Genomic DNA, 22,862 nt, shown 5'->3' on the forward strand with positions numbered 1-22,862 from the left:
GCGCGCGGCGCTTATGAGCGCTGCGGGTTGAGCTTGTCGTCCTTCGAATGCAGCTTGTTCAGCGCGGAGATGTACGCCTTCGCGGACGCGGCGACGATGTCCGGATCGGTACCGACACCGTTGACGATCCGCCCGCTCTTCGACAGCCGGACCGTCACTTCACCCTGCGCCTGCGTACCGGTCGTGATCGCGTTCACCGAGTACAGCAGCAGCTCGGAACCGCTGCCGACTTCGCTCTCGATCGCATTGAACGTCGCATCGACCGGACCGTTGCCGCGCGACTCCCCGGTCACTTCCTTGCCCTCGACCCCGAACACGACCTTCGCGTGCGGCTGCTCGCCCGTTTCCGAGTGCTGCGACAGCGACACGAACTTGTAATGCTCCTGCTCATGTGCGAGCGCCGATTCCTCGGACACGATCGCGATGATGTCCTCGTCGAAGATCTCGGACTTGCGGTCGGCCAGATCCTTGAAACGCATGAACGCCGCGTTCAGTTCGCCTTCGCTGTCGAGCGACACGCCGAGTTCCTGCAGGCGCTGCTTGAACGCGTTGCGGCCCGACAGCTTGCCGAGCACGATCTTGTTCGCGGTCCAGCCCACGTCTTCCGCGCGCATGATCTCGTAGGTGTCGCGCGCCTTCAGCACGCCGTCCTGGTGGATGCCCGACGCATGCGCGAACGCGTTCGCGCCGACCACCGCCTTGTTCGGCTGCACGACGAAACCGGTGATCTGCGACACGAGCTTCGACGTCGGCACGATCTGCGTCGTGTCGATGCCGACGTCGAGGCCGAAATAGTCCTTGCGCGTCTTCACGGCCATCACGATTTCCTCGAGCGACGTGTTGCCCGCGCGCTCGCCGAGACCGTTGATCGTGCATTCGATCTGACGCGCGCCGCCGATCTTCACGCCGGCGAGCGAGTTCGCGACGGCCATCCCGAGGTCGTTATGGCAGTGCACCGAGAAAATCGCCTTGTCCGAGTTCGGAATGCGTTCGCGCAGCGTCTTCACGAGGTTGCCGTAGAGCTCCGGCACGCCGTAGCCGACCGTGTCGGCGATGTTGATCGTCGTCGCGCCTTCCGCGATCACGGCTTCCAGCACGCGGCAGAGGAAATCCAGATCGGAGCGGCTGCCGTCTTCCGGCGAGAATTCGACGTTGTCGGTGAACTTGCGGGCGAAGCGCACCGCGAGGCGCGCCTGCTCGAACACCTGGTCGGGCGTCATCCGCAGCTTCTTTTCCATGTGCAGCGGCGACGTCGCGATGAACGTGTGGATCCGGAAGCTCTCGGCCGGCTTCAGCGCGTCGGCCGCGCGCTGGATGTCCTTGTCGTTGGCACGGGCCAGCGAGCAGATCGTGCTGTCCTTCACGAGACCGGCGATCGTGTGGATCGCGTCGAAATCGCCGTTCGAGCTGGCCGCGAAGCCGGCTTCGATCACGTCGACCTTCATCCGCTCGAGATGCTTCGCGATGCGGATTTTCTCTTCCTTCGTCATCGACGCGCCGGGCGATTGTTCGCCGTCACGCAACGTCGTATCGAAAATGATCAGCTTGTCTGTCATGGGGGGCTCCAGGGCTCTTTATACGGAAGTCAAACGTAATGAGATCGCGCCACCGCTGGCGACGCTCAACAACAGACGAAGCTTGACGGGGGGGCGAGAACGGTCAGCGCGGCAGGCGCGCCAACGCTAGCGCGCGTAGCGGCGCACCGGCTAGAAGGAGGGAGAGGCGGGGAAATGCAGTCATGCCGAAGACTATAGCGGCATTCCGTTAGGTGCGCAATCGGACGGCACCCGGGGTTTCCGGCGGCCCGGGTCGAACCAGGGACAAATGAAAACGGCGGCCCGAGGCCGCCGTTTCCAGGCATAAAACGCGCGTCAGTGGTCGCGCTGCGACGAGCGCGCCGGGTTCGCGCGCCCGCGGATGGCCATGTAGGCCCAGAACACGTAGCCGGACAGCCCGTACAGCACGAACAGGCAGAACAGCATCAGCGGTGGGTCGGACGACACGAGCACGAACGCGACGACGACCAGCAGGATCGCCGCGAACGGCACGCGGTGCCGCACGTCGAGCGCCTTGCCGCTGTAGAACGGCGCGTTCGACACCATCGTCACGCCCGCGTAGATCGTCAGCACGAACGCGACCCACGGCAGCCAGCCGAGCTTCATCGGCACGCGGTTGTCGGTGGCGAGCCACACGAAGCCCGCGATCAGCGCGGCGGCGGCCGGGCTAGGCAGCCCCTGGAAGAAGCGCTTGTCGACGACGCCGATGTTCGTGTTGAAGCGCGCGAGGCGCAGCGCGGCGCCCGAGCAATAGACGAACGCGGCGAGCCAGCCCCAGCGGCCGAGATCCTTCAGCACCCACTCGTACATCACGAGCGCGGGCGCGACGCCGAACGACACCATGTCCGACAGGCTGTCGAACTGCTCGCCGAAGGCGCTCTGCGTATGCGTCATGCGCGCGACGCGCCCGTCCATCCCGTCGAGCACCATCGCGACGAAAATCGCGATCGCGGCGATCTCGAAGCGCACGTTCATCGCCTGCACGACCGCGAAGAAGCCGCAGAACAGCGCGGCGGTCGTGAACGCGTTAGGCAGCAGGTAGATGCCGCGCGTCTTCAGGAACCGCTGGCGCGCGGCGCGGCGGCTCTCGATGGGCACCGCATCCGGTGCCATCACCTTGTTGCGGCGGAACGGGCGTGGCGTCTGGCCGGCGCCGTTGCGCGGCCGACGCGATTTGAATGCGGCCATCGTGCGCCTCGCCGCTTACTGTTCGAGTTCGGCGAGGATCGTCGACGACGCGTAGACTTTCTCGCCGATCGACACCTTCGCGCGGCTGCCGAGCGGCAGGTACACGTCGACGCGCGAGCCGAAGCGGATGAAACCGTAGCGCTGGCCGCGCGACAGCGGTTCGCCGGCGCGCACGTAGCAGAGAATCCGACGGGCGACGAGGCCGGCGATCTGCACGGCGGTAACGGTCTTGCCGCTCGCCGTCTGGATCACGACCGCATTACGCTCGTTCTCGGTCGACGCCTTGTCGATCGCCGCGTTCAGGAACGCGCCCGGGAAATACTCGACCTTCGAGATCGCGCCATCGACCGGCGAACGCTGCGAATGGACGTTGAAGACATTCATGAACACGCTGATCTTCAGCGCCTCGCGGTTCGCGTACGGGTCCTGCGCGGTCTCGACCGCGACGATGCGGCCGTCGGCCGGGCACAGCACCGCGTTCGGCTGCGCCGGGATCGGACGCTGCGGATCACGGAAGAACTGGACGACGAAGACGAGCAGCAGCCAGAACGGCCACGCGAAGCCGAAGCCCCCGACGGCATGGATCAACAACGCGATGACGGCTGCAATCGCGATAAACGGCCAGCCTTCGCGCGCGATGATCGGATGAGGATAGTTCATGGATTCGTTCTGTGTTCGGTGAATTGCAAAGCCCGTAGCATAACAAAAGCCGCCCGGGGCACTGCTGCCTTCGGGCGGCTTTTTGGTACCGGCCCTCTATTCGAGGGGCCGGAACAGCACGCGGTGCTTAGTTCTTCGTCTGGTCGACGAGCTTGTTCTTCGCGATCCACGGCATCATCGCACGCAGCTTCGCACCGACCTGTTCGATCTGGTGCTCGGCCGTCAGGCGACGGCGCGACTGCAGCGTCGGTGCGCCTGCCTTGTTCTCGAGAATGAAGCTCTTCGCGTACTCGCCCGTCTGGATGTCGGTCAGGCACTGCTTCATCGCCTTCTTCGTCTCTTCCGTGACGACGCGCGGGCCCGTCACGTACTCGCCGTACTCGGCGTTGTTCGAGATCGAGTAGTTCATGTTCGCGATGCCGCCTTCATAGATCAGGTCGACGATCAGCTTCAGTTCGTGCAGGCACTCGAAGTACGCCATTTCCGGCGCGTAACCTGCCTCGACCAGCGTCTCGAAGCCAGCCTTGATCAGCTCGACCGTGCCGCCGCACAGGACGGCCTGCTCGCCGAACAGGTCGGTTTCGGTTTCTTCACGGAAGTTCGTCTCGATGATGCCTGCACGGCCGCCGCCGTTCGCCGCAGCGTACGACAGCGCGATGTCGCGTGCCGCGCCCGACTTGTTCTGCGCAACCGCGATCAGGTGCGGCACGCCGCCACCTTGCGAGTACGTGCCGCGCACGGTGTGGCCCGGTGCCTTCGGCGCGATCATGATCACGTCGAGGTCGGCGCGCGGGATCACCGCGCCGTAGTGGACGTTGAAGCCGTGTGCGAATGCCAGCGCCGCGCCCTGCTTGATGTTCTCGTGCACTTCCTTCGCGTACACGTCGGCGATCTGCTCGTCCGGCAGCAGCATCATCACGACGTCGGCGCCCTTCACCGCTTCCGCGACTTCCTTGACCGACAGGCCGGCGTTTTCGGCCTTGCTCCACGACGCGCCGCCCTTGCGCAGGCCGACCGTCACGTTCACGCCGCTGTCCTTCAGGTTCAGTGCGTGTGCATGGCCTTGCGAGCCGTAGCCGATGATCGTGACTTGCTTGCCCTTGATGAGGGAGAGGTCAGCGTCTTTGTCGTAGAAAACGTTCATGATGGTTCCTTCGCTAATTCAAAAATTCAACAATTCGTTCGGATGGAGTACTACGGGCCGGGACATGACGGCGCACCCGGCGTGCCTGCCGGCATCACACCTTCAGGATGCGCTCGCCGCGTCCGATGCCGGAGCTGCCGGTGCGCACGGTCTCCAGGATCGCGCCCGCGTCCAGCCCCTGGATGAATGCGTCGAGCTTGTCGCTCGCGCCCGTCAATTCGATCGTGTAGGTCTTTTCGGTCACGTCGATGATGCGGCCGCGGAAAATGTCCGCCATCCGCTTCATTTCTTCGCGCTCCTTGCCCACTGCACGTACCTTGATCAGCATCAGCTCGCGTTCGATGTGTGCACCGTCGGTCAGGTCCACCACTTTCACCACCTCGATCAGGCGGTTCAGATGCTTCGTGATCTGTTCGATCACGTCGTCGGAGCCAATGGAAACGATGGTGAGCCGCGACAGCGATTGGTCTTCGGTCGGCGCCACCGTCAAGGTTTCGATGTTGTAGCCGCGTGCGGAAAACAGACCGACCACGCGCGACAGCGCGCCCGGTTCGTTCTCCAGCAGGACGGAAATGATGTGTCTCATGTTCGCTTCTTCCAGAATGTGTCCGTGTCGATTCACTCGCGCCGCGCGCCGCCGCGTGCCGCACCGCCCTTCGTGAAGGCGGCCGCATCGGGCTCAGGCGCGCGTCGCGCCGTTACAGATCTTCCGATCCGAGCAGCATCTCGGTGATGCCCTTGCCGGCCTGGACCATCGGCCAGACGTTTTCGGTCGGATCGGTCTGGAAGTCGAGAAACACGGTGCGGTCCTTCAGGCGCAGCGCTTCCTTCAGCGCCGGCTCCACATCCGAAGTCTTTTCGATCCGCATGCCGACATGGCCGTACGCTTCGGCGAGCTTCACGAAATCGGGCAGCGCATCCATGTACGAATGCGAATAGCGCTTGCTGTATTCGATCTGCTGCCACTGGCGAACCATGCCGAGATAGCGGTTGTTCAGCGAAATGATCTTCACGGGCGTGTCGTACTGCAGGCAGGTCGACAGTTCCTGGATGCACATCTGGATCGAGCCTTCGCCCGTAATGCACAGCACGTCGTCGTCCGGGTGCGCCATCTTGACGCCCATCGCTGCCGGCAGGCCGAAGCCCATCGTGCCGAGGCCGCCGGAATTGATCCAGCGACGCGGCTTGTTGAAACGGTAGAACTGCGCCGCCCACATCTGGTGCTGGCCGACGTCCGAGCACACGAACGCATTGCCGTCCGTCAGCTCCCACGCCTTCTCGACCACGTACTGCGGCTTGATGATCTCGCTTTCGCGGTCGTATTTCAGGCAGTCCTTCGAGCGCCAGCCCTCGATGTCCTTCCACCATTGCGCGAGCGCCTCGGTGTCGGGGCCATGCTCGGCCGTCTGCAGCTGCTCGATCAGCTCCTTCAGCACTTCCTTCACGTCGCCGACGATCGGGATGTCGACCTTCACACGCTTCGAGATCGACGACGGGTCGATGTCGATGTGGATGATCTTGCGCGGACGCGACGCGAAGTGCGCCGGATCGCCGATCACGCGGTCGTCGAAGCGGGCACCGATCGCGATCAGCACGTCGCAGTGCTGCATCGCCATGTTCGCTTCGTAGGTGCCGTGCATGCCGAGCATGCCGAGGAATTTCTTGTCCGATGCGCGATAGCCGCCAAGGCCCATCAGCGTGTTCGTGACCGGATAGCCGAGCAGATCCGCGAACTGGTTCAGTTCGCGCGACGCGTCGGCGAGGATGATGCCGCCGCCCGTGTAGATGTACGGGCGCTTTGCCGTCAACAGCAGCGACACGGCCTTGCGGATCTGGCCCGAATGGCCCTTCGTGACAGGGTTGTACGAACGCAGCGACACGCTCTTGACCGGCTCGTACTGGCACGGCGTCTTCGAAATGTCCTTCGGGATGTCGATCAGCACGGGGCCCGGACGGCCGGTGCGGGCGATGTAGAACGCCTTCTTGACGGTTTCCGCGAGGTCGCGCACGTCCTTCACGAGGAAGTTGTGCTTCACGCACGGACGCGTGATGCCGACGGTGTCGCACTCCTGGAAAGCGTCCTGGCCGATCGCGGCAGTCGGCACCTGGCCGCTGATCACGACCATCGGGATCGAATCCATGTACGCCGTTGCGATGCCGGTCACCGCGTTGGTGACGCCGGGGCCCGACGTCACGAGGCAAACGCCGACATTGCCGGTGGAACGCGCATACGCATCGGCTGCGTGCACGGCCGCCTGTTCATGGCGCACCAGCACGTGCTGAATCTTGTCCTGCTTGTAAAGCTCGTCGTAGATGTAGAGTACCGAGCCGCCGGGGTAGCCCCAGATGAATTCGACGTTTTCATCGGCCAGTGCCTTCATGAGCACGGTGCCGCCGATGGAGTCGCTATCGGGAGGGGAATGGGGTTCCGACGTGGAGAATTCCGCGCTGGGCATGTTCATTTTGACCTTTCGAATTTTCGGCAAAAAATTGATCGGGTGCTCTCTGCCGGGCTTGTGGCTCGGGTTCAAGCGGCGCGTCCAGTTTGAAGGGCAGGCTTCTTGGGCCAGCCTCAAATGAGACCATCACTTCATGTTGCGAATCATTGACGATAGCGGGTCGCGAATGGGTCGTCAAGCAAAATATCCCGCAGCGCATCATGGGCGCCGCCCGGCACCCCGCCGCCGCGGCTCGCGCGCAACGCGCGGCGCCCAACCCGGTGCCAAGCGGCACGAAAATTTGATAGCATCCGCGGGTTTTACGAAATTTTTCGACCTTTTACACCACGCAGCGGTCCGCAGCGCATACCTTCACGGAATGGCATCAGACAAGGAACTCGCCGACTTTCTGGCGGGCGTCGAAAGGCGCGCGTTCAAGCAGGCTGCGTACGCCGTGCGTGACGACGATGCGTCGCTCGACATCGTGCAGGACGCGATGATCAAGCTTGCAGAGAAGTACGGCGACCGGCCGGCGGCCGAATTGCCGCTGCTTTTTCAGCGAATCCTGCAGAACGCGATCCACGACTGGTTTCGCCGGCAGAAAGTCCGCAACACGTGGGTCACGCTCTTCTCGTCGCTGAACAACACCGACGACGACGACTTCGACCCGCTCGAAACACTCGAATCCGCGAACGACAACGCGGGCGTCGAGAGCAGCGAGCACCGCCTCGAACGAGAGCAGGTTCTGGCCCTGATCGACGAAGAAATCCAGAAACTTCCGGCGCGTCAACGGGAAGCGTTCCTGATGCGTTATTGGGAAGATATGGATGTCGCCGAGACTGCCGCCGCAATGGGGTGCTCCGAGGGCAGCGTCAAGACGCACTGCTCACGAGCCACCCACACCCTGGCGCAAGCGCTCAAGGCCAAAGGAATCACGCTATGAGCTCCGCTCCCGTAAATCGAGAACACGAATTCGCGCTGAAGGTGCGCCGCGCGCTGGACGAGCGCGCGGCCGACCTGCCTGCCGCGACCACCGACCGCCTGGCCGTCGCCCGCCGGGCTGCGCTCGCGCGCAAGAAGCCCGAAGCCGCGACCGTGCCGGTGTTCGTGCCGGCCTTCGCCGGCGCGGCCGGTGCGTACGGCATGGTGCCCGCGAGCCGCCCGCAGGCGTCGTTCGCGCGCCGCCTGCTGCGCGCGTGGCCGCTGGCACTGCTGCTCGCGGGGCTCGTCGGCATCGCCTACTGGGAAGACATGCAGCGCACCGCCGAGCTCGCCGACATCGACGCGGCGATGCTCAGCGACGACCTGCCGCTCAACGCGTATCTCGATCACGGGTTCAACGCGTATCTGTCGCGCGCTCACTAACAGACAATAACGAGGGGATCGCACGGGTGAGTCAGAAGCGCGGCCTGGCCGTATTTTTCGGATGCGTAATCGCGATCGCCGTTTCCTACGTCGCCACGTACCCACGATTCCACCCGGCCCCCGCGACGACCACCGCCGCGGCCAGCAGCCCTGCCACGGCCGCATCGGCCGCGACCGGGTTGAGCACCGACCTGCCCCCACTGCCCCTGCCGCTGCCGGCCGCTACCGGCCCGCTGTCGTGGGCGCGTCTCACGCCGGCGCAACACGCGGCACTCGCGCCGTTCGCCGACCAGTGGGATGGCTTCAGCGACGCGCGCAAGCGAAAATGGCTGAAGATCGCATCGCGTTTCGCGAAATTGACGCCCGATGATCAAAAGCGCCTGCAGGACCGGATGACCGAATGGGCGCGGATGACACCCGAGCAGCGTCGCGTCGCGCGCGAGAATTACCAGAGCGCGAAGGAGCTTTCCGCGCAGGCGCGCGAGCGCGCCTGGAAGGCGTACCAGCAACTCCCCGAAGAGCAGAAGGAACGTCTCGCGGCCGCCGAGCGCCGCCGCCGGCCGAGTGTCGTCAGCGCGCCGCCGACCGTCGCCGACCGTGACGTCCGCCGCCTCGTCAATTCGCACGAGCACCCCGCAAGCGGCGCGGCCACCGCGCCGGCACCCGTCCCGGCCGCCGTCACGCCGCCCGTGCCCGCGTCGTCGACGGCCGGCACCGCATCCGCGCCGGCCGCCGTGGCGCCGGTGTCGCCCGCCGACGCACCCTCGCTGTTCAAGGGCTCCTGAGCGGCCGTGGCGAACGCCCGCGCCCCCGAAACCCCGGCCGCCGCGCCGTCCGTGCGGCGGCGTCTCGCCGCGCTGCTCTACGAAGGCGTGCTCCTGTTCGGCGTGGTGTTCTTCGCCGGGCTCGCGTTCAGCCTCGCGATGCAGCAACGCAACGGCCTCGTCCATCACAACCTGCTCGCCGCGTGGATCACGCTCGTGGTCGGCGCGTACTTCGTCTGGTTCTGGACCCATGGCGGCCAGACGCTGCCGATGAAGACATGGCGGCTGCGGCTCGAATCGTCGAGCGGCCGGCCGCTGAGCGCGGGCCACGCGCTCGTCCGCTATGCGCTCGGCTGGCTGTGGTTCCTGCCGCCGCTCGCGCTGCATCCGCTCCTCGGCCTGTCGGTACCCGTCACGCTCGCGCTCACCGCCGCGTGGATCGTCGCGTGGGCCGGCGCCGCCCGGCTGCATGCCGACCGCCAGTTTCCGCACGACCGGATCGCACGCACGCGCGTCGTCGCGATGCCACGCTGATGCGCCGCATTCACCAGACGAAAGCACCTCGCCGAGGCGGCTCCCGCCCGGCCCGACAGCCTTGCCGGACAAGCGCCGGACGTTCCGTACGGCAAGTTACACAACGTCCCGTCATTCACTGCTAAACACCCTGCAGCGGTCGTAATAAGAACGTCTCGTGACTGTCATGGCACAGTCACGCCCGCATGGCGGAATGCCGGTAATGTCAACCGGCGCGAGTCATGCATGGGCCAGAAAACGTCCGCGACCTCCCTGTTCCGTCACCCCCTCGGCGCCCGCGCCGCCACCGCCTTCCTGTCCGGTTCCGCCGCAACCGACGGGCTGGTGTCACAAGAGCCGCCTGCCGGGCACGCCACGCAGCATGACGACCCCGACTCGTCAGCCCATCGCTACCGCACCATCTGGCTGTCCGACATCCACCTCGGCTCGAGCGGTTGCCAGGCGCCATACCTGCTCGACTTCCTGCGCCACAACGATTCGGAGTACCTGTACCTCGTCGGCGACATCATCGACGGCTGGCAGCTGAAGAAGGGCTGGTACTGGCCGCAGGCGCACAACGACGTCGTGCAGAAGATCCTGCGCAAGGCCCGCAAGGGGACGCAGGTCGTCTACATCCCCGGCAACCACGACGAAGGCGCGCGGCAGTTCTGCGATCTCGCGTTCGGCGACATCCAGGTGCGCGGCGAGGCGTTCCACACGACGCTCGCGGGCAAACGTTTGTGGATCGTGCACGGCGACCTGTTCGACGGCGTGATCCAGCACGCGAAATGGCTCGCGTACCTCGGCGACACGCTCTACACGCTGATCCTCGTGCTGAACCGCTGGTTCAACCGGATCCGCAGCCGGCTCGGTTTCCAGTACTGGTCGCTGTCGCAGTACCTGAAGCACCAGGTCAAGAACGCGGTCAACTTCATCTCGCAGTTCGAGACCGTGATGACCGACGAGGCGCGCCGCCGCGGCTGCGACGGCGTCGTATGCGGTCACATCCACAAGGCGGAGATCCGCGACATCGACGGCGTGCTGTACTGCAACGACGGCGACTGGGTCGAAAGCCTGTCCGCGCTCGTCGAAACGATGGAAGGCGAACTGAAGATCGTCTACTGGACGGTGATGCGCACCGCACCGTCGGAGACCACGTCGCGCAAGGCCAAGGCCACTGCCTGACATAACCGTACTTACAGGACAATGCCGCGATGAAGATCATGATCGTCACCGACGCGTGGGAACCGCAGGTCAACGGCGTCGTGCGCACGCTGAAGAGCACGTCGCGCGAACTCACCGCGCTCGGCCACCGCGTCGAACTGCTGACGCCGCTGGAATTTCGCACAATACCCTGCCCGACCTACCCCGAGATTCGCCTGTCGATCCTGCCGTACCGCAAGCTGCGCGCGCGGATCGATGCGTTCGCACCCGACGCGCTGCACATCGCGACCGAAGGCCCGCTCGGCCTCGCCGCGCGGCGCTACGCGCGTTCGCGCAAGCTGCCGTACACGACCGCGTATCACACGCGCTTTCCGGAATACGTGCAGGCGCGCTTCGGCATCCCGCTGTCGGCCACCTACCGCTTCCTGCACTGGTTCCACGGCCCGTCGCTCGCGGTGATGGCACCGACGCCGGTCGTCAAGCAGGACCTCGAGAAATTCGGCTTCACGAACGTCGTGCTGTGGACCCGCGGCGTCGATCTCGACGTGTTCCGGCCGATGGAATCGAAGGTGCTCAATACCGCGCGGCCGATCTTCCTTTATGTAGGCCGCGTCGCGATCGAGAAGAACGTCGAGGCGTTCCTGCGCCTCGACCTGCCCGGCTCGAAGTGGGTCGCGGGCGAAGGCCCCGCGCTCGCGGAGCTGAAGTCGCGCTATCCGGAGGCAAACTATCTCGGTGTGCTGTCACAGGCCGAGCTCGCGAAGGTGTATGCTGCGGCCGACGTGTTCGTGTTCCCGAGTCGCACCGACACGTTCGGCCTCGTGCTGCTCGAGGCGCTCGCCTGCGGCACGCCGGTTGCCGCGTATCCCGTGACGGGCCCGATCGACGTGCTCGGCGAAGGCGACGCCGGCGTGATGCACGAGGACCTGCAGGAAGCCTGCCTCGAGGCGCTGAAGATCGAACGCACGACGGCGCGCGCATGGGCCGAACGCTTCTCGTGGCGCGCCGCATCCGAGCAGTTCGCGTCGCATCTGAAGCCGCTGCCGAAGACCTCGTACTCGCCAGCAGAAGGTGCCGCCGTTTGAAACGAGACCTGAACGACAAGACCCCGCCCCCCGACGCAACGCCGCAACGGCACCGGCCGTTCGACGAGGAAGAGCCGCACGCCGACGCGGATGTGCACGCGCACGAGCCGCTCGGCCCCGACGATCGGCTGGCGCCGCTGCCGCCGAACCCGTACAAGCGCCACCGCGGCATCACGCGCGCCTGGTACGCCCTCAAGCATTCGCTGAACGGCTTTCGCGTCGCGATCCGCGAGGAGAGCGCGTTTCGCCAGGAACTCACGCTCGCCGCGCTGATGCTCCCGATCGGCGCGTTCGCACCGGTGCCGGCCGCGTCGCGCGCACTGCTGATCGCGTCGGTGCTGCTCGTGCTGATCGTCGAGCTGCTGAATTCGAGCGTCGAGGCCGCGATCGACCGCATCTCGCTCGAACGCCACGAACTCTCCAAGCGCGCGAAGGACCTCGGCAGCGCAGCCGTGACGGTCGCGCTGTTCGCATGCGTGACGACATGGGGCTTCGTGCTCGGACCGGTCGTCGCACGCTGGCTCGGCTTCTAGAAGGCTGCCCGGCGCACACCCGCAGCACCGCCCGCGTGCGGCGCTGCACCATGCGCCGCGCGGGGCCGCGTACACGAAATGCGCCCGATGTGGCGAAACCCCGGTTTATAATCGTCCGCTAGACATAGAACAGCAACCCGCGCCGGACGAATCACGCAGCATCGATTGCAGCGCCCGCCAGTCCGGCACACACAGGGCCGGACGACATGGAAGCGAAACCTCCCCGCCGCACCCGCGAACGGATTCTCGAGTTGTCGTTGAAACTCTTCAACGAGATCGGCGAGCCGAACGTCACGACCACGACGATCGCCGAGGAAATGGAAATCAGTCCAGGCAACCTGTACTACCATTTCCGCAACAAGGACGACATCATCAACAGCATCTTCGCGCAGTTCGAACAACAGATCGAACGGCGGCTGCGCTTCCCCGAAGATCATCGTCCGACGATCGACGAAACCTGGTCGTACCTGCAGTACATGGCCGATTTCATGTGGACCTACCGGTTCCTGTATCGCGACCTCAACGACCTGCTCGCGCGCAATCGCACGCTCGAGACGCACTTCAAGCAGATCATCAGCCACAAGGTGCGCTTCGCGCGCGACATGTGCGAGCTGCTCGTGTCCGACGCGGAAATGGTCGCGACGCCCGCCGAGATCGAAGTCATCGCGACCAACATGGCCGTGATCTCGACGTACTGGCTGTCGTATCAGTACGTGATGCATCCGCGCAAATACAACGACCAGGACGCGATCCGCGAGGAACTGCACCAGGTCAGCATGCACGTGATCTCCGTGATGGCACCGTACCTGCGTGGCCGTTCGCGCCAGCTGTTCGACGATCTGGTCTCGGGCAAGCTGCCGAAGCGCCAGTTCACCGACTACCTGCCGCCGCGCGACGGCTCGCCGCGCCCGGCCGACAGCCCCGTCATCACCGGGCAGGCCCCCGCCAAGGATTCCAAGCAATGAAGGCTGTCTGTGTTTACTGCGGCTCGTCGTCCGGCGTGCGGCCCGTCTATGCCGACGCCGCACGCGCATTCGGCCGCGCGCTCGTCGATGCGGGCCTCACGCTCGTCTACGGCGGCGGCCGTGTCGGGTTGATGGGCGTGATCGCCGACGAAGTGATGGCCGTCGGCGGCCGCGCGGTCGGCGTGATCCCCGAACTGCTCGTCGACAAGGAAGTCGGCCATACGGGGCTGTCGGAACTGCACGTCGTGCCCGACATGCACCACCGCAAGAAGATGATGGCCGACCTCTCGGACGCGTTCGTCGCGATGCCCGGCGGCGCCGGCACGCTCGAGGAACTCTTCGAGGTCTACACGTGGGCGCAGCTCGGCTATCACCGCAAGCCGGTCGCGCTCTACAACATCGATTCGTTCTACGATCCGCTGATCGCGCTGCTGCGCCATACCGTCGACGAGGGCTTCATGCGTCCGGCCTATTTCGACGCACTGTGCGTCGAATCGGAACCCGTCGAACTGATCGAGCGACTGCGTCGCTACCAGCCGCCCGTCCATGACAAGTGGGCGCCCGACGCAGCCAAGTAACCGTCACCGGAATCCGCACGCAATGACCGCACCGTCCGACCGCAAGGCCGTCCTCATCACCGGCGCGAGCCGTGGCATCGGCCGCGCAACCGCCGTGCTCGCGGCCAAGCGCGGCTGGGACGTCGGCATCAACTACGCGCGCGACGCGGCGGCGGCCGAACTCACCGCGCAGGCCGTCCGCGACGCGGGCGGCCGTGCGTGCGTCGTCGCGGGCGACGTCGCGAACGAAGCCGACGTCGTCGCGATGTTCGACACCGTCACGGCCGCATTCGGCCGCGTCGATGCGCTCGTCAACAACGCGGGCATCGTCGCGCCGTCGATGCCGCTCGCCGACATGCCGACCGACCGGCTGCGGCGGATGTTCGACACCAACGTGCTCGGCGCGTACCTGTGCGCGCGCGAAGCCGCGCGCCGGCTGTCCACCGACCGTGGCGGCCGCGGCGGCGCGATCGTCAACGTATCGTCGATCGCCTCCCGGCTCGGCGCGCCGAACGAATACGTCGACTACGCGGGCTCGAAAGGCGCGGTCGACTCGCTGACGATCGGTCTTGCGAAGGAACTCGGCCCGCACGGCGTGCGCGTCAACGCGGTACGCCCCGGCCTGATCGAGACCGAAATTCACGCGAGCGGCGGCCAGCCGGGCCGTGCGGCCCGCCTCGGCGCAACGACGCCGCTTGGCCGTGCGGGCGAAGCGCAGGAGATCGCCGAAGCGATCGTCTGGCTGCTTGGCGACGCGGCTTCTTACACGACGGGCGCCCTGCTCGACGTCGGCGGCGGCCGGTAATTCCGCACAGCGGCGCATCAAAAGCCGCCGCCCGAAACAATCCGTCGTTACGGCACCACAAATCTCCACAATTCCGTGACACGATCGGTAAACCTCCGTAACAATTCCGTGGTCTACTAGCGGACATTCAGACAGGTCTCATAAACGCCCGTCCGCTACCCCTTGATGTGACCCCAATCGGTCCTGCCCATGCCGCCGGACCGGCTCGACTCGACCCGAGATTCCTTTCATGCCTGGAACCGCAGCGCCCAGCCGGCGACGCACGTCTGTGCCCGCTCCGGCCCAGCACACCCGCTCGACCGCCGACGCCGACCTCACGGCAACGCTCGACGCCGCCGGCACGCCCGTCGCCGCCTCGAGCGCCGCAACCAGCACCACGCACGAGCGCTCGCTCCTGCTCGGCTGGCGCGCATGGCTGTTCGTCGCTGCGCTGATCTGCGCGTATGCGCTGCCGGGCGTGCTCGGTCACGATCCGTGGAAGCAGGACGAAACTTACACGTTCGGCATCATCCAGCACATGCTCGAGACGGGCGACTTCGTCGTACCGACCAATGCCGGCCTGCCGTTCATGGAAAAGCCGCCGCTTTACGCGTGGGTCGCGACCAGCCTCGCATGGCTGCTGCAGCGCGTGATGCCGCTGCACGACGCGGCGCGACTCGCGAGCGCGCTTTTTGCCACGCTCGCGTTCGGCTTCATCGCGCGCGCGGCGCGCGTCGCCAGCCGCGCGGACTCCTGGTTCGACCTGCGCGTGATCGGCCCCGTCGTGTTGAGCGCGGGCACGCTCGTCGTCATCAAGCACGTGCACGACATGATGACCGACGTCGCGCTGTTCGCCGGCACGGCAATCGGCTTTAGCGGGCTGCTCGAACTCGTGATGCAGCACGTCGCGCGCGCGCAGCAGATGCGCCACGGGCTGCCGGTCCGGCCGTCGGGCCGCTGGGCCGCGCCGATCTTCGGCGCGGGCGTCGGCATTGCACTGATGACGAAGGGGCTGTTCGTGCCGCTCGTGTTCGCGGCCACGCTCGTCGGCACGCTGGTGCTCTATCCGGCCTGCCGCACCCGCTCGTTCGCACGCTCGCTCGGCGTCGCCGCGCTCGTGTTCGCGCCATTCGCGCTCATCTGGCCGATCGCGCTGTTCCTGCGCTCCGAGACGCTGTTCATGACGTGGTTCTGGGATAACAACGTCGGCCGCTTCTTCGGCTTCTCCGTCCCCGAACTGGGCGCGGAAAACGACAAGCCGTTCTTCATCCTTCGCGCGTTCCTGCTCGTCGGCTTCCCGGTCGCGCCGCTCGCGATCGTCGCGCTCGCGCGCGGTGTGTGGCGCGACTGGCGCGCGCCGCGCGTGGCGCTGCCCGTTATGTTTGCCGGCGTCGGTCTCGTCGTGCTGCAAGTGTCGGCAACGTCGCGCCAGCTCTACATCCTGCCGTTCTTCGCACCGCTCGCGCTGGTCGCCGCGCAGGCCATCGAACGCCTGCCGCGCCGGCTGCATCTCGCGTGGGATTACCTGAGCCGCATCCTGTTCGGCACGGCCGCCGCGCTCGCATGGGCAATCTGGGCGGTGATGGCCAATCCGGCCGCGTCGCGCACGGATCTCGCACTGCTCGGCCGCTGGCTGCCGCTCGACTGGACGATGCCGATCGAACCCGCGCTCGTGATCGGCGCGCTCGCGCTGACGGTCGGCTGGCTGACGCTGCTGCCGAAGCTGCGCGCGACGGGCCTCTGGCGCGGTGCGCTGTCGTGGGGCGCCGGCGCACTCGTCGCATGGGGGCTCATTTACACGCTGCTTCTGCCGTGGCTCGACGTCGCGAAGAGCTACCGCTCGGTGTTCGACGACCTGAACGCGCACCTCGCGCTCGAATGGAACGACGGCGACTGCATGGCGAGCCTGCACGGGCTCGGCGAATCGGAAGCGCCGATGCTGTACTACTTCTCCGGCATCCAGCACACGCCGATCGACGACGCGAAGACGACGCGCTGCACCTGGATGATCGTCCAGGGTGTGCGGGCCGTCGATCCGGCGCCCGGCAGCGAATGGAAACTGTTCTGGACGGGCGCACGCCCGGGCGACAACGACGAACTGCTGCGCGTCTACGTGCGCACGCCTGAGCAGCACCTGCAGTAATGCACGGCGCCACGGCGCGCCGTCGGACCTGCCTTCATGCCGGGCGTGGAGCGGTGAGCACCACCGCCTGATCCGCGAACAGCCGCCGGGAAATGCGCGCCGCCAACCGGCGCTCCCGGCCGACACGGTGCCCGTGTGACGCCGCGGGCCTGCCCCCTCCCCTTATCGCTCGACTGCCCGGATCGTCAGAACGAGGAACCGGGCTCGCGAAGAAACGCCGTCTCCTCGTCGCTCGACGCACGACCGAGAATCCCGTTCCGGTGCGGGAAGCGGCCGAAGCGCTCGACGACGGCCGCGTGCAGCAACGCGAAGCGGTGATAGCTCTCGCACCCTGCCTCGTCGCGGATGCCCGCGCACAGGCGCACGGCTTCGCGCTGGCTCTCGACCGATTCGTCGTGCTCGAACGGCAGATACGCGAACGCGCGGTGATGACCGCTCGGCAACTGCACGTCCCAGCCGGCCGCGACGACACGGCGCGCGAGCACGAGCGCCTTCGGATCGGCGGCAAACGCGCGCGGCGTGCCGCGATGGATGTTGCGCGAGAACTGGTCCAGCACGACGATCAACGCGAGCGCCCCCGACGGCGAGTCGGCCCAGTGATCGCAAGCGCCGTCGCAGGCGGCGTCGAGCAGCGCGCCGTAGCGCGCGCGCAGCACGTCGTCGAACGCCGCGCCGCCGTTGAACCACACCTTGCGTTCCTGCCCGAATTCGGCCGAGCCCGGCTCGCCGAACCAGAAATCCAGAATCTCCCGCGCTTGTGGATCCAGCGCCGTTGCGTCGGCGCGGCCGGTGTCGATCGTCATGCAAACTCCAGTACGAGGCGCCGGGTGCGCGCGCTCTTCTTTTCCAGTTTCGCGACCCGCAGCTCGCCGATTTCGGACGTGTTGCGCACATGCGTGCCGCCGCACGGCTGCAGGTCGACATGCTCGATGCGCAGCAGCCGCACCCGGCCGAGGCCCATCGGCGGCTTCACGCTCATCGTGCGCACGAGTTCGGGCCGCTCGGCCATCTCGTTGTCGGTGATCCATTCGGTCGTAACCGGGTGTGCGCCGACAACAAGGCCTGCGAGACGCCGCTCGACGTCGTCGCGGTCGATCGAATCTGACGTCGCGAAATCGAGGCGCACGTAGTCGGCCGTCACGCTGCAGCCGTCGACCGCGTACGGCAGCACCGCGCACATCAGGTGCGCGGCGGTATGCAGGCGCATGTGGCGGTAGCGGCGCAGCCAGTCGATCTCCGCGGCGACGCGCGTGCCGGGCACGAGCGCCGCGACACGCGCCTCCTGCCCCGGTGCGGGCACGTGCACGGCATCGTCGGGGGTCGCGCCGTCGAACTTTGCCTTGCGCGTATCGGCAATCGCGATCGTGCTGCCATCGGGCAGCGTCAGCGTGCCGGTGTCGCCGGCCTGGCCGCCGCCGAGCGGATAGAACACGGTGCGGTCGAGCCGGATGCCGTCGTCGCCGACGGCCAGGACGACCGCGTCGCATTGCGTGAGGTACGCGTCTTCGCGAAACAGCGCTTGTGTCGTCATCGGGCGAGCCTCGTATCGATTGGGGAAAGCGGCCAGTGTCGCGCCGCGCGGCGCACGCGCCCAGACGCAGATCGTCCCGCGCGCAGGCAGCGGCGTACCGGTCGATCAACCGGGCCGGTTGCGCATCCAGTCGGCCGTTTCGTAGAACGAATGCATGAGCCGCTCGCGCAGCGGTTCGGGCAGCCCGACATCCTCCATCGCCCACGCCATGCAGCGCAGCCACTGGTCGCGTTCGACCGACGCGATCGGGAACGGCAGGTGCCGCGCGCGCAGCCGCGGATGGCCGAACCGGCTGATGTAGTGGTCGGGGCCGCCGAGCCAGCCGCACAGGAACCAGAACAGCTTGTCGCGCGAACCGTCGAGCGACGGCGGGTGCACCGCGCGAATCTGCGCGAACTCGGGCTCCAGGTCCATCAGGTCGTAAAAGCGGTCCACCATTTCGCGTACGCGGGCTTCACCGCCCACGAGCTCGAACGCCGTCGGCTGCGACGGCGCATCATCATTCACATCGGTCATACGGATAGTCGGAAAACGGGATCTTCGGGGCCGCCGGCGACGCTCATGCGTCGCGCAGCGACTGCAGCGCGGGGCGCCGCAACACATTATGCAGGCTCAGCCAGCCGGCCGCACCGGCGCACGCGACGCCAGCCGCGATGCCGGCCGGCACGAGCCACGGATCGACGGCGAGCTGAAAGTCGAACACGCGCGACGCGAGCACCCAGCCGACTGCGATCGCGCCCGCTGACGCCAGCGCGCCGGCCAGTGCGCCGACCACGACGAATTCCGCGCGCTGCACCGCATTGACCTGCGCACGCGACGCGCCGAGCGCGCGCAGCAGCGCAGCCTCGCGCACACGCTCGTCGCGCGTGCCGGCCAGCGCCGTGTACAGCACGAGCACACCGGCCGCGAGCGTGAACGCGAACAGGAACTGCACCGCACCGACCACCTGCAGCATCATCCGCTGCAACTGCGCGAGGATCGGCGCGACGTCGATCGCGGTCAGGTTCGGGTAGCGCGCGATCAACGGATCGAGCAGCGCGGCGTCCGATGCCGGCAAATGGAAGCTCGTCAGGTACACGGCCGGGAAATCCTTCAACACCGGCGGCGGCATCAACACGAAGAAATTGACGCGGAACGAGCCCCAGTCGAGCTTGCGCACGCTCGTGATCGGCGCGTCGACCGTCAGCCCCGTCACGTCGAAGCGCAGCACGTCGCCCGGCTTCACGTTCAGCGTCTTCGCGAGGCCGGCCTCGATCGAGATCTGGGGCGTGGCCGCGGTGCCGAACCAGTCGCCTTCGACGATCCGGTTGTCGGACGGCAGCTCGGTCGTATAAGACAGGTTGAACTCGCGGTCGACAAGCCGGCGCGCCTCGTCGGACGGGTACGCGTCAGGGTTCACCGGCTTGCCGTTGATCGCGACGAGGCGGCCGCGCACCATCGGCGCGGGTACTGCGTCGCGCACGCCGTGCGCGGTCAGGTAGGCCGCGACGTCGGCGCGCTGGTCGGGCTGGATGTCGATCAGGAACTGGTTCGGCGCATCGGGCGGCGTCGACTGCCGCCAGCCCGCGACGAGGTCGTTGCGCGTGATCGCGATCAACAGCAGGCACATCAGGCCGAGCGCGAGCGCGGTGATCTGCAGCGCGCTGGCCGTGCCGCGCCGGTGCAGCGACGCGAGCGCGTAACGCCAGCCGACGCCCGCGGCCACGCGCGCATTGCGCACCGCGCGTGCGGCGGCGAACAGCACGAGCCGTGCGATCAGCGCGAAACCGACCAGCGCGCCGGCGAAACCGCCCGCGACGATCAGCCCGAGCTTCAGGTTGCCGGCGGCCACGATCAGCAGCCCCGCGAACAGCACGACGCCGATCGCATACGCAGCCCACGCGGTGCGCGACGCATCGCCCCACTCGCGCCGCAGCACGCGCACCGGCGGCACGCGCGTGAGCGGCACGAGCGGCGGCAGCGCGAAGCCGAGCAGCAGCACGAGCGCGGCGCCCACGCCGATCAGCGCCGGCCACAGCGTGGGTGGCGGCAGCACCACGTCGATCAGGCCGCCGAGCGCGGCCAGCAACGCCCAGTGGCCGCCGTAGCCGAGCACCGCGCCTGCGGCGCCGGATACGATCCCGATGCCGGCGAATTCGAGCGCGAACAACGCGCCGAGCGTGCGGCGGCTCACGCCGAGACAGCGCATCGTCGCGCAGCCATCAAGGTGGCGCCGCATGTAGCGCTGCGCGGCCATCGCGATCGCGACCGCCGCAAGCAGCGCGGTGAGCAGTGCGACGAGTGTCAGGAAGTGGCGTGCGCGATCCAGCGTCTGCCGCACCTGCGGCTGGCCTTCCTGCAACGATTCGAGACCGGCGCCGCGCAGTTTCCCGCCGTCGACGCGTGCGTGCGCATACGCTTCGAAGCGCGTGACGGCCGGCTGATCGCCGGCGACCAACAGCCGGTACGTGACACGGCTGCCGTAGCCCGTGAGCCCCGTCGCGGCGAGTTCATCCGCGCGCATCATCAGCCGCGGCGAAAAATTGACGAACGAAAACCCGCGATCGAGTTCACGGGAGATCGATGCGGCAACCTTGAACGTGCGCAGCCCGACGCGCACCGTATCGCCCGCCTTCAGGTGCAGCGCATCGAGCAGCGCCGGATCGGCCCACACGGTGCCGGGCGCGGGAATCCCCGCAGCCTTCTGCACGGCGGTGGCGCCGGCCGGCACGATGTCCACCGCGCCGCGCAGCGGATACCCGGACGACACGGCCTTCACGGCCGCGAGGCGCGAGGGCGCCGCGTCGGTCGCCGGCCCGCCCGTGGCGGACGCGATCATGCTCGGGAAGATCGCGGTCGTCGCGGTACGCAGGCCGAGCGCGCGGGCCTGCCGGTCGAACGACGGATCGACGGGGCGATCGGCCCGCACGACGAAATCGGCGCCGAGCATCTGGCGCGCGTCGCGCTCGAGCCCCTGGCGCAGCCGATCAGCGAGGAAGCCGACGCTCGTCAGCGCCGCGACCGCGAGCACCAATGCGAGGACGAGCAGCGTCAACTCGCCCGCGCGCCAGTCGCGCGCGGTCATGCGTGCGGCCTGGCGGATCAGGTCGCCCAGGCCGAAGCGGCCGGCATGCGCGGGTACCTCATGGCCGGGTTGCCCGGCCGGCGGCTGCGCCGCGTGTTGCCGCCCCTTCAATCGCGCTTCCCCCCGATCGAGTTCAGCCGCGACACCATGTGGTTCGCCATGCCGCGAAAGCCGCCCGAGACACCACGCCACAGGCGCGGGAGCGCCCACGCGGAAGCCGCGATGAACGCGGCGAGCAGCACGAGGAAGGCGAGCGGCACGAAGAACGCGAGCACGAGCCCGCCGACCACGAGGCCATCCTCGGTCGACGATGCGACCCAGTTCGAAATCGGTTCGGGAGACAGGTTGATCAGCGCACGCGTGCCGGCCTTCGCCACGTGCGCGGCACCGGCGAGCGAGCCGCCGGCGAGCCCCGCGACCGCGAGCACGGTCGGATCGGCATGGCCGAGTGCGCCGGCGGCGAGCACGGCGCCGGCCGGGATGCGAATGAAGGTGTGCACGGCATCCCACAGCGAGTCGAACGCGGGGATCTTGTCGGCAAGGAATTCGGTGACGGTGAGCACGGCCGCGGCGCCGATGACCCACGGCGACATCAGGACGGCCAACGTGTCGGGCAGGTGGAGCCAGCCGAACCGCGCCAGCAGGCCGGCGATCAGCACGGTCAGGTACAGGCGCAGGCCGCTCGCCCACGCGAGCCCCGCGCCGAGCGAAATGGCTTCGATCATCGCCCTCTCCTTGCACTTTCCGTGCGATTTGCCGATTGATCGGATCGGGTCGGACAGACCGGCCGCGCGGCGCGTGGCGACCGGCACCGTGTGCCGCGAGAAGCACGACGGTATTCAGGCCCGAATGCGTTCCATTATAGACAGGCTATCCGGGTGACCGGCGCAATTCCGCAGCGCGACATCCCGGGCGCACGTGCGCCCGGGTGCCGACGCCCGGATGCCGACGTCAGGCAGCCGACGACAGCTTGAGGCCGATCAGCCCCGCGACGATCAGCGCGGCGCTCGCGACGCGCGCGACGGTCAGCGCCTCGCCCATCATCACGATGCCGAACACGAACGCGCCGACCGCGCCGATGCCCGTCCACACCGCGTACGCGGTGCCGAGCGGCAACTGGCGCATCGCGACCGCGAGCAGCCCGAAGCTGGCCAGCGCCGTCACGATCGTAAACACCGACGGACCGAGCTTCGTGAAGCCGTCCGACGATTTCAGGCCGGCCGCCCAGGCCACTTCCAGCAAACCAGCAATCAACAACCATACCCACGCCATCTCGACGTACTCCGTATCGGATGGGGCCGTCCCCGTTGAAGCGAATGGCCCGGGGTCGTCCCCGGGCGGCGCCGAGTATAACAAGATGCTTACGGACGCGCCGGCTGCGGGGCAGGCCGGCGGCCGCTCGGGGGGC

At 67.2% G+C, this 22,862-nt stretch carries 23 protein-coding genes; 11 read left to right on the forward strand and 12 right to left on the reverse strand.

Annotated features, from left to right (window positions below):
• Positions 1-11: 11 nt before the first annotated feature.
• The 6 genes from HAV18_RS23855 to HAV18_RS23880 form a co-directional block, all read right to left on the reverse strand.
• Complete coding sequence (locus HAV18_RS23855; RefSeq protein WP_166960681.1) at positions 12-1,556, reverse strand: 2-isopropylmalate synthase; 1,545 nt, start codon at positions 1,554-1,556, stop codon at positions 12-14.
• A 315-nt stretch (positions 1,557-1,871) separates the two neighbouring features.
• Complete coding sequence (gene pssA, locus HAV18_RS23860; protein WP_166960685.1) at positions 1,872-2,744, reverse strand: CDP-diacylglycerol--serine O-phosphatidyltransferase; 873 nt, start codon at positions 2,742-2,744, stop codon at positions 1,872-1,874.
• Between the two features lie 15 nt (positions 2,745-2,759).
• A complete protein-coding gene (locus tag HAV18_RS23865; RefSeq protein ID WP_011352710.1) occupies positions 2,760-3,404 on the reverse strand; it encodes a phosphatidylserine decarboxylase in 645 nt (214 codons plus the stop codon).
• Between the two features lie 127 nt (positions 3,405-3,531).
• Positions 3,532-4,548, reverse strand: a complete 1,017-nt coding sequence (ilvC, locus tag HAV18_RS23870; RefSeq protein ID WP_014896490.1) for a ketol-acid reductoisomerase — start codon at positions 4,546-4,548, stop codon at positions 3,532-3,534.
• A 94-nt stretch (positions 4,549-4,642) separates the two neighbouring features.
• On the reverse strand, positions 4,643-5,134 hold the full coding sequence (gene ilvN / locus HAV18_RS23875; protein WP_011352712.1) for an acetolactate synthase small subunit: 492 nt from the start codon (positions 5,132-5,134) through the stop codon (positions 4,643-4,645).
• Between the two features lie 112 nt (positions 5,135-5,246).
• On the reverse strand, positions 5,247-7,010 hold the full coding sequence (locus tag HAV18_RS23880; RefSeq protein ID WP_166960688.1) for an acetolactate synthase 3 catalytic subunit: 1,764 nt from the start codon (positions 7,008-7,010) through the stop codon (positions 5,247-5,249).
• Between the two features lie 355 nt (positions 7,011-7,365).
• Here HAV18_RS23880 and HAV18_RS23885 point away from each other — a divergent pair, with 355 nt between their 5' ends.
• From HAV18_RS23885 to HAV18_RS23935, 11 genes are all read left to right on the forward strand, one after another.
• Positions 7,366-7,929: an RNA polymerase sigma factor gene (locus HAV18_RS23885; RefSeq protein ID WP_166960692.1), complete on the forward strand. Its 564-nt coding sequence runs from the start codon at positions 7,366-7,368 to the stop codon at positions 7,927-7,929.
• A complete protein-coding gene (locus tag HAV18_RS23890) occupies positions 7,926-8,351 on the forward strand; it encodes a DUF3619 family protein (RefSeq protein ID WP_166960694.1) in 426 nt (141 codons plus the stop codon). Before HAV18_RS23885 ends, HAV18_RS23890 begins: the two co-directional genes overlap by 4 nt.
• A gap of 26 nt (positions 8,352-8,377) precedes the next feature.
• The gene (locus HAV18_RS23895; RefSeq protein WP_166960697.1) at positions 8,378-9,136 is read left to right on the forward strand and encodes a DUF3106 domain-containing protein; all 759 of its coding nucleotides are present in this window, start codon (positions 8,378-8,380) and stop codon (positions 9,134-9,136) included.
• Between the two features lie 6 nt (positions 9,137-9,142).
• A complete protein-coding gene (locus tag HAV18_RS23900) occupies positions 9,143-9,649 on the forward strand; it encodes an RDD family protein (protein ID WP_166960700.1) in 507 nt (168 codons plus the stop codon).
• Between the two features lie 225 nt (positions 9,650-9,874).
• Entirely contained in the window at positions 9,875-10,813 is a 939-nt protein-coding gene (locus HAV18_RS23905) for a UDP-2,3-diacylglucosamine diphosphatase (RefSeq protein WP_060063557.1), read from the forward strand.
• A gap of 29 nt (positions 10,814-10,842) precedes the next feature.
• Positions 10,843-11,877: a glycosyltransferase family 1 protein gene (locus HAV18_RS23910; RefSeq protein ID WP_166960703.1), complete on the forward strand. Its 1,035-nt coding sequence runs from the start codon at positions 10,843-10,845 to the stop codon at positions 11,875-11,877.
• Positions 11,874-12,410, forward strand: coding sequence for a diacylglycerol kinase (locus HAV18_RS23915; RefSeq protein WP_011352720.1), 537 nt, complete (start codon positions 11,874-11,876; stop codon positions 12,408-12,410). Before HAV18_RS23910 ends, HAV18_RS23915 begins: the two co-directional genes overlap by 4 nt.
• A 206-nt stretch (positions 12,411-12,616) precedes the next feature.
• Positions 12,617-13,375, forward strand: coding sequence for a TetR/AcrR family transcriptional regulator (locus HAV18_RS23920; RefSeq protein WP_166960706.1), 759 nt, complete (start codon positions 12,617-12,619; stop codon positions 13,373-13,375).
• Positions 13,372-13,953: a TIGR00730 family Rossman fold protein gene (locus HAV18_RS23925; RefSeq protein WP_166960709.1), complete on the forward strand. Its 582-nt coding sequence runs from the start codon at positions 13,372-13,374 to the stop codon at positions 13,951-13,953. Before HAV18_RS23920 ends, HAV18_RS23925 begins: the two co-directional genes overlap by 4 nt.
• A 22-nt stretch (positions 13,954-13,975) precedes the next feature.
• Positions 13,976-14,737 carry an SDR family oxidoreductase gene (locus HAV18_RS23930; protein WP_166960712.1) on the forward strand — a complete coding sequence of 254 codons (762 nt, stop codon included), beginning with the start codon at positions 13,976-13,978 and terminating at the stop codon, positions 14,735-14,737.
• A 229-nt stretch (positions 14,738-14,966) separates the two neighbouring features.
• Positions 14,967-16,859: a glycosyltransferase family 39 protein gene (locus HAV18_RS23935; RefSeq protein WP_166960716.1), complete on the forward strand. Its 1,893-nt coding sequence runs from the start codon at positions 14,967-14,969 to the stop codon at positions 16,857-16,859.
• A gap of 185 nt (positions 16,860-17,044) precedes the next feature.
• On the opposite strand, the gene HAV18_RS23940 is transcribed toward HAV18_RS23935, so the two are convergent.
• The 6 genes from HAV18_RS23940 to sugE all read right to left on the reverse strand — a co-directional run bounded on the left by HAV18_RS23940 (position 17,045) and on the right by sugE (position 22,726).
• Positions 17,045-17,662 (reverse strand): DUF924 family protein, encoded by a 618-nt coding sequence (locus HAV18_RS23940; RefSeq protein WP_166960719.1) that lies wholly within the window; start codon positions 17,660-17,662, stop codon positions 17,045-17,047.
• Entirely contained in the window at positions 17,659-18,390 is a 732-nt protein-coding gene (locus HAV18_RS23945) for an alanyl-tRNA editing protein (RefSeq protein ID WP_166960722.1), read from the reverse strand. Before HAV18_RS23945 ends, HAV18_RS23940 begins: the two co-directional genes overlap by 4 nt.
• 105 nt (positions 18,391-18,495) lie before the next feature.
• Positions 18,496-18,906 carry a group II truncated hemoglobin gene (locus HAV18_RS23950; RefSeq protein ID WP_166960725.1) on the reverse strand — a complete coding sequence of 137 codons (411 nt, stop codon included), beginning with the start codon at positions 18,904-18,906 and terminating at the stop codon, positions 18,496-18,498.
• 43 nt (positions 18,907-18,949) lie between these two features.
• Entirely contained in the window at positions 18,950-21,565 is a 2,616-nt protein-coding gene (locus tag HAV18_RS23955; RefSeq protein WP_166960728.1) for an ABC transporter permease, read from the reverse strand.
• Positions 21,562-22,179, reverse strand: a complete 618-nt coding sequence (locus HAV18_RS23960) for a DUF4126 domain-containing protein (RefSeq protein ID WP_021161113.1) — start codon at positions 22,177-22,179, stop codon at positions 21,562-21,564. The genes HAV18_RS23955 and HAV18_RS23960 overlap by 4 nt, the downstream gene beginning before the upstream one ends.
• Positions 22,180-22,405: 226 nt before the next feature.
• Positions 22,406-22,726, reverse strand: coding sequence for a quaternary ammonium compound efflux SMR transporter SugE (gene sugE / locus HAV18_RS23965; RefSeq protein ID WP_021161112.1), 321 nt, complete (start codon positions 22,724-22,726; stop codon positions 22,406-22,408).
• Between the last annotated feature and the right edge of the window lie 136 nt (positions 22,727-22,862).

The sequence above is a fragment of the Burkholderia sp. D-99 genome (assembly GCF_011605345.1).
Taxonomy (GTDB): domain Bacteria; phylum Pseudomonadota; class Gammaproteobacteria; order Burkholderiales; family Burkholderiaceae; genus Burkholderia.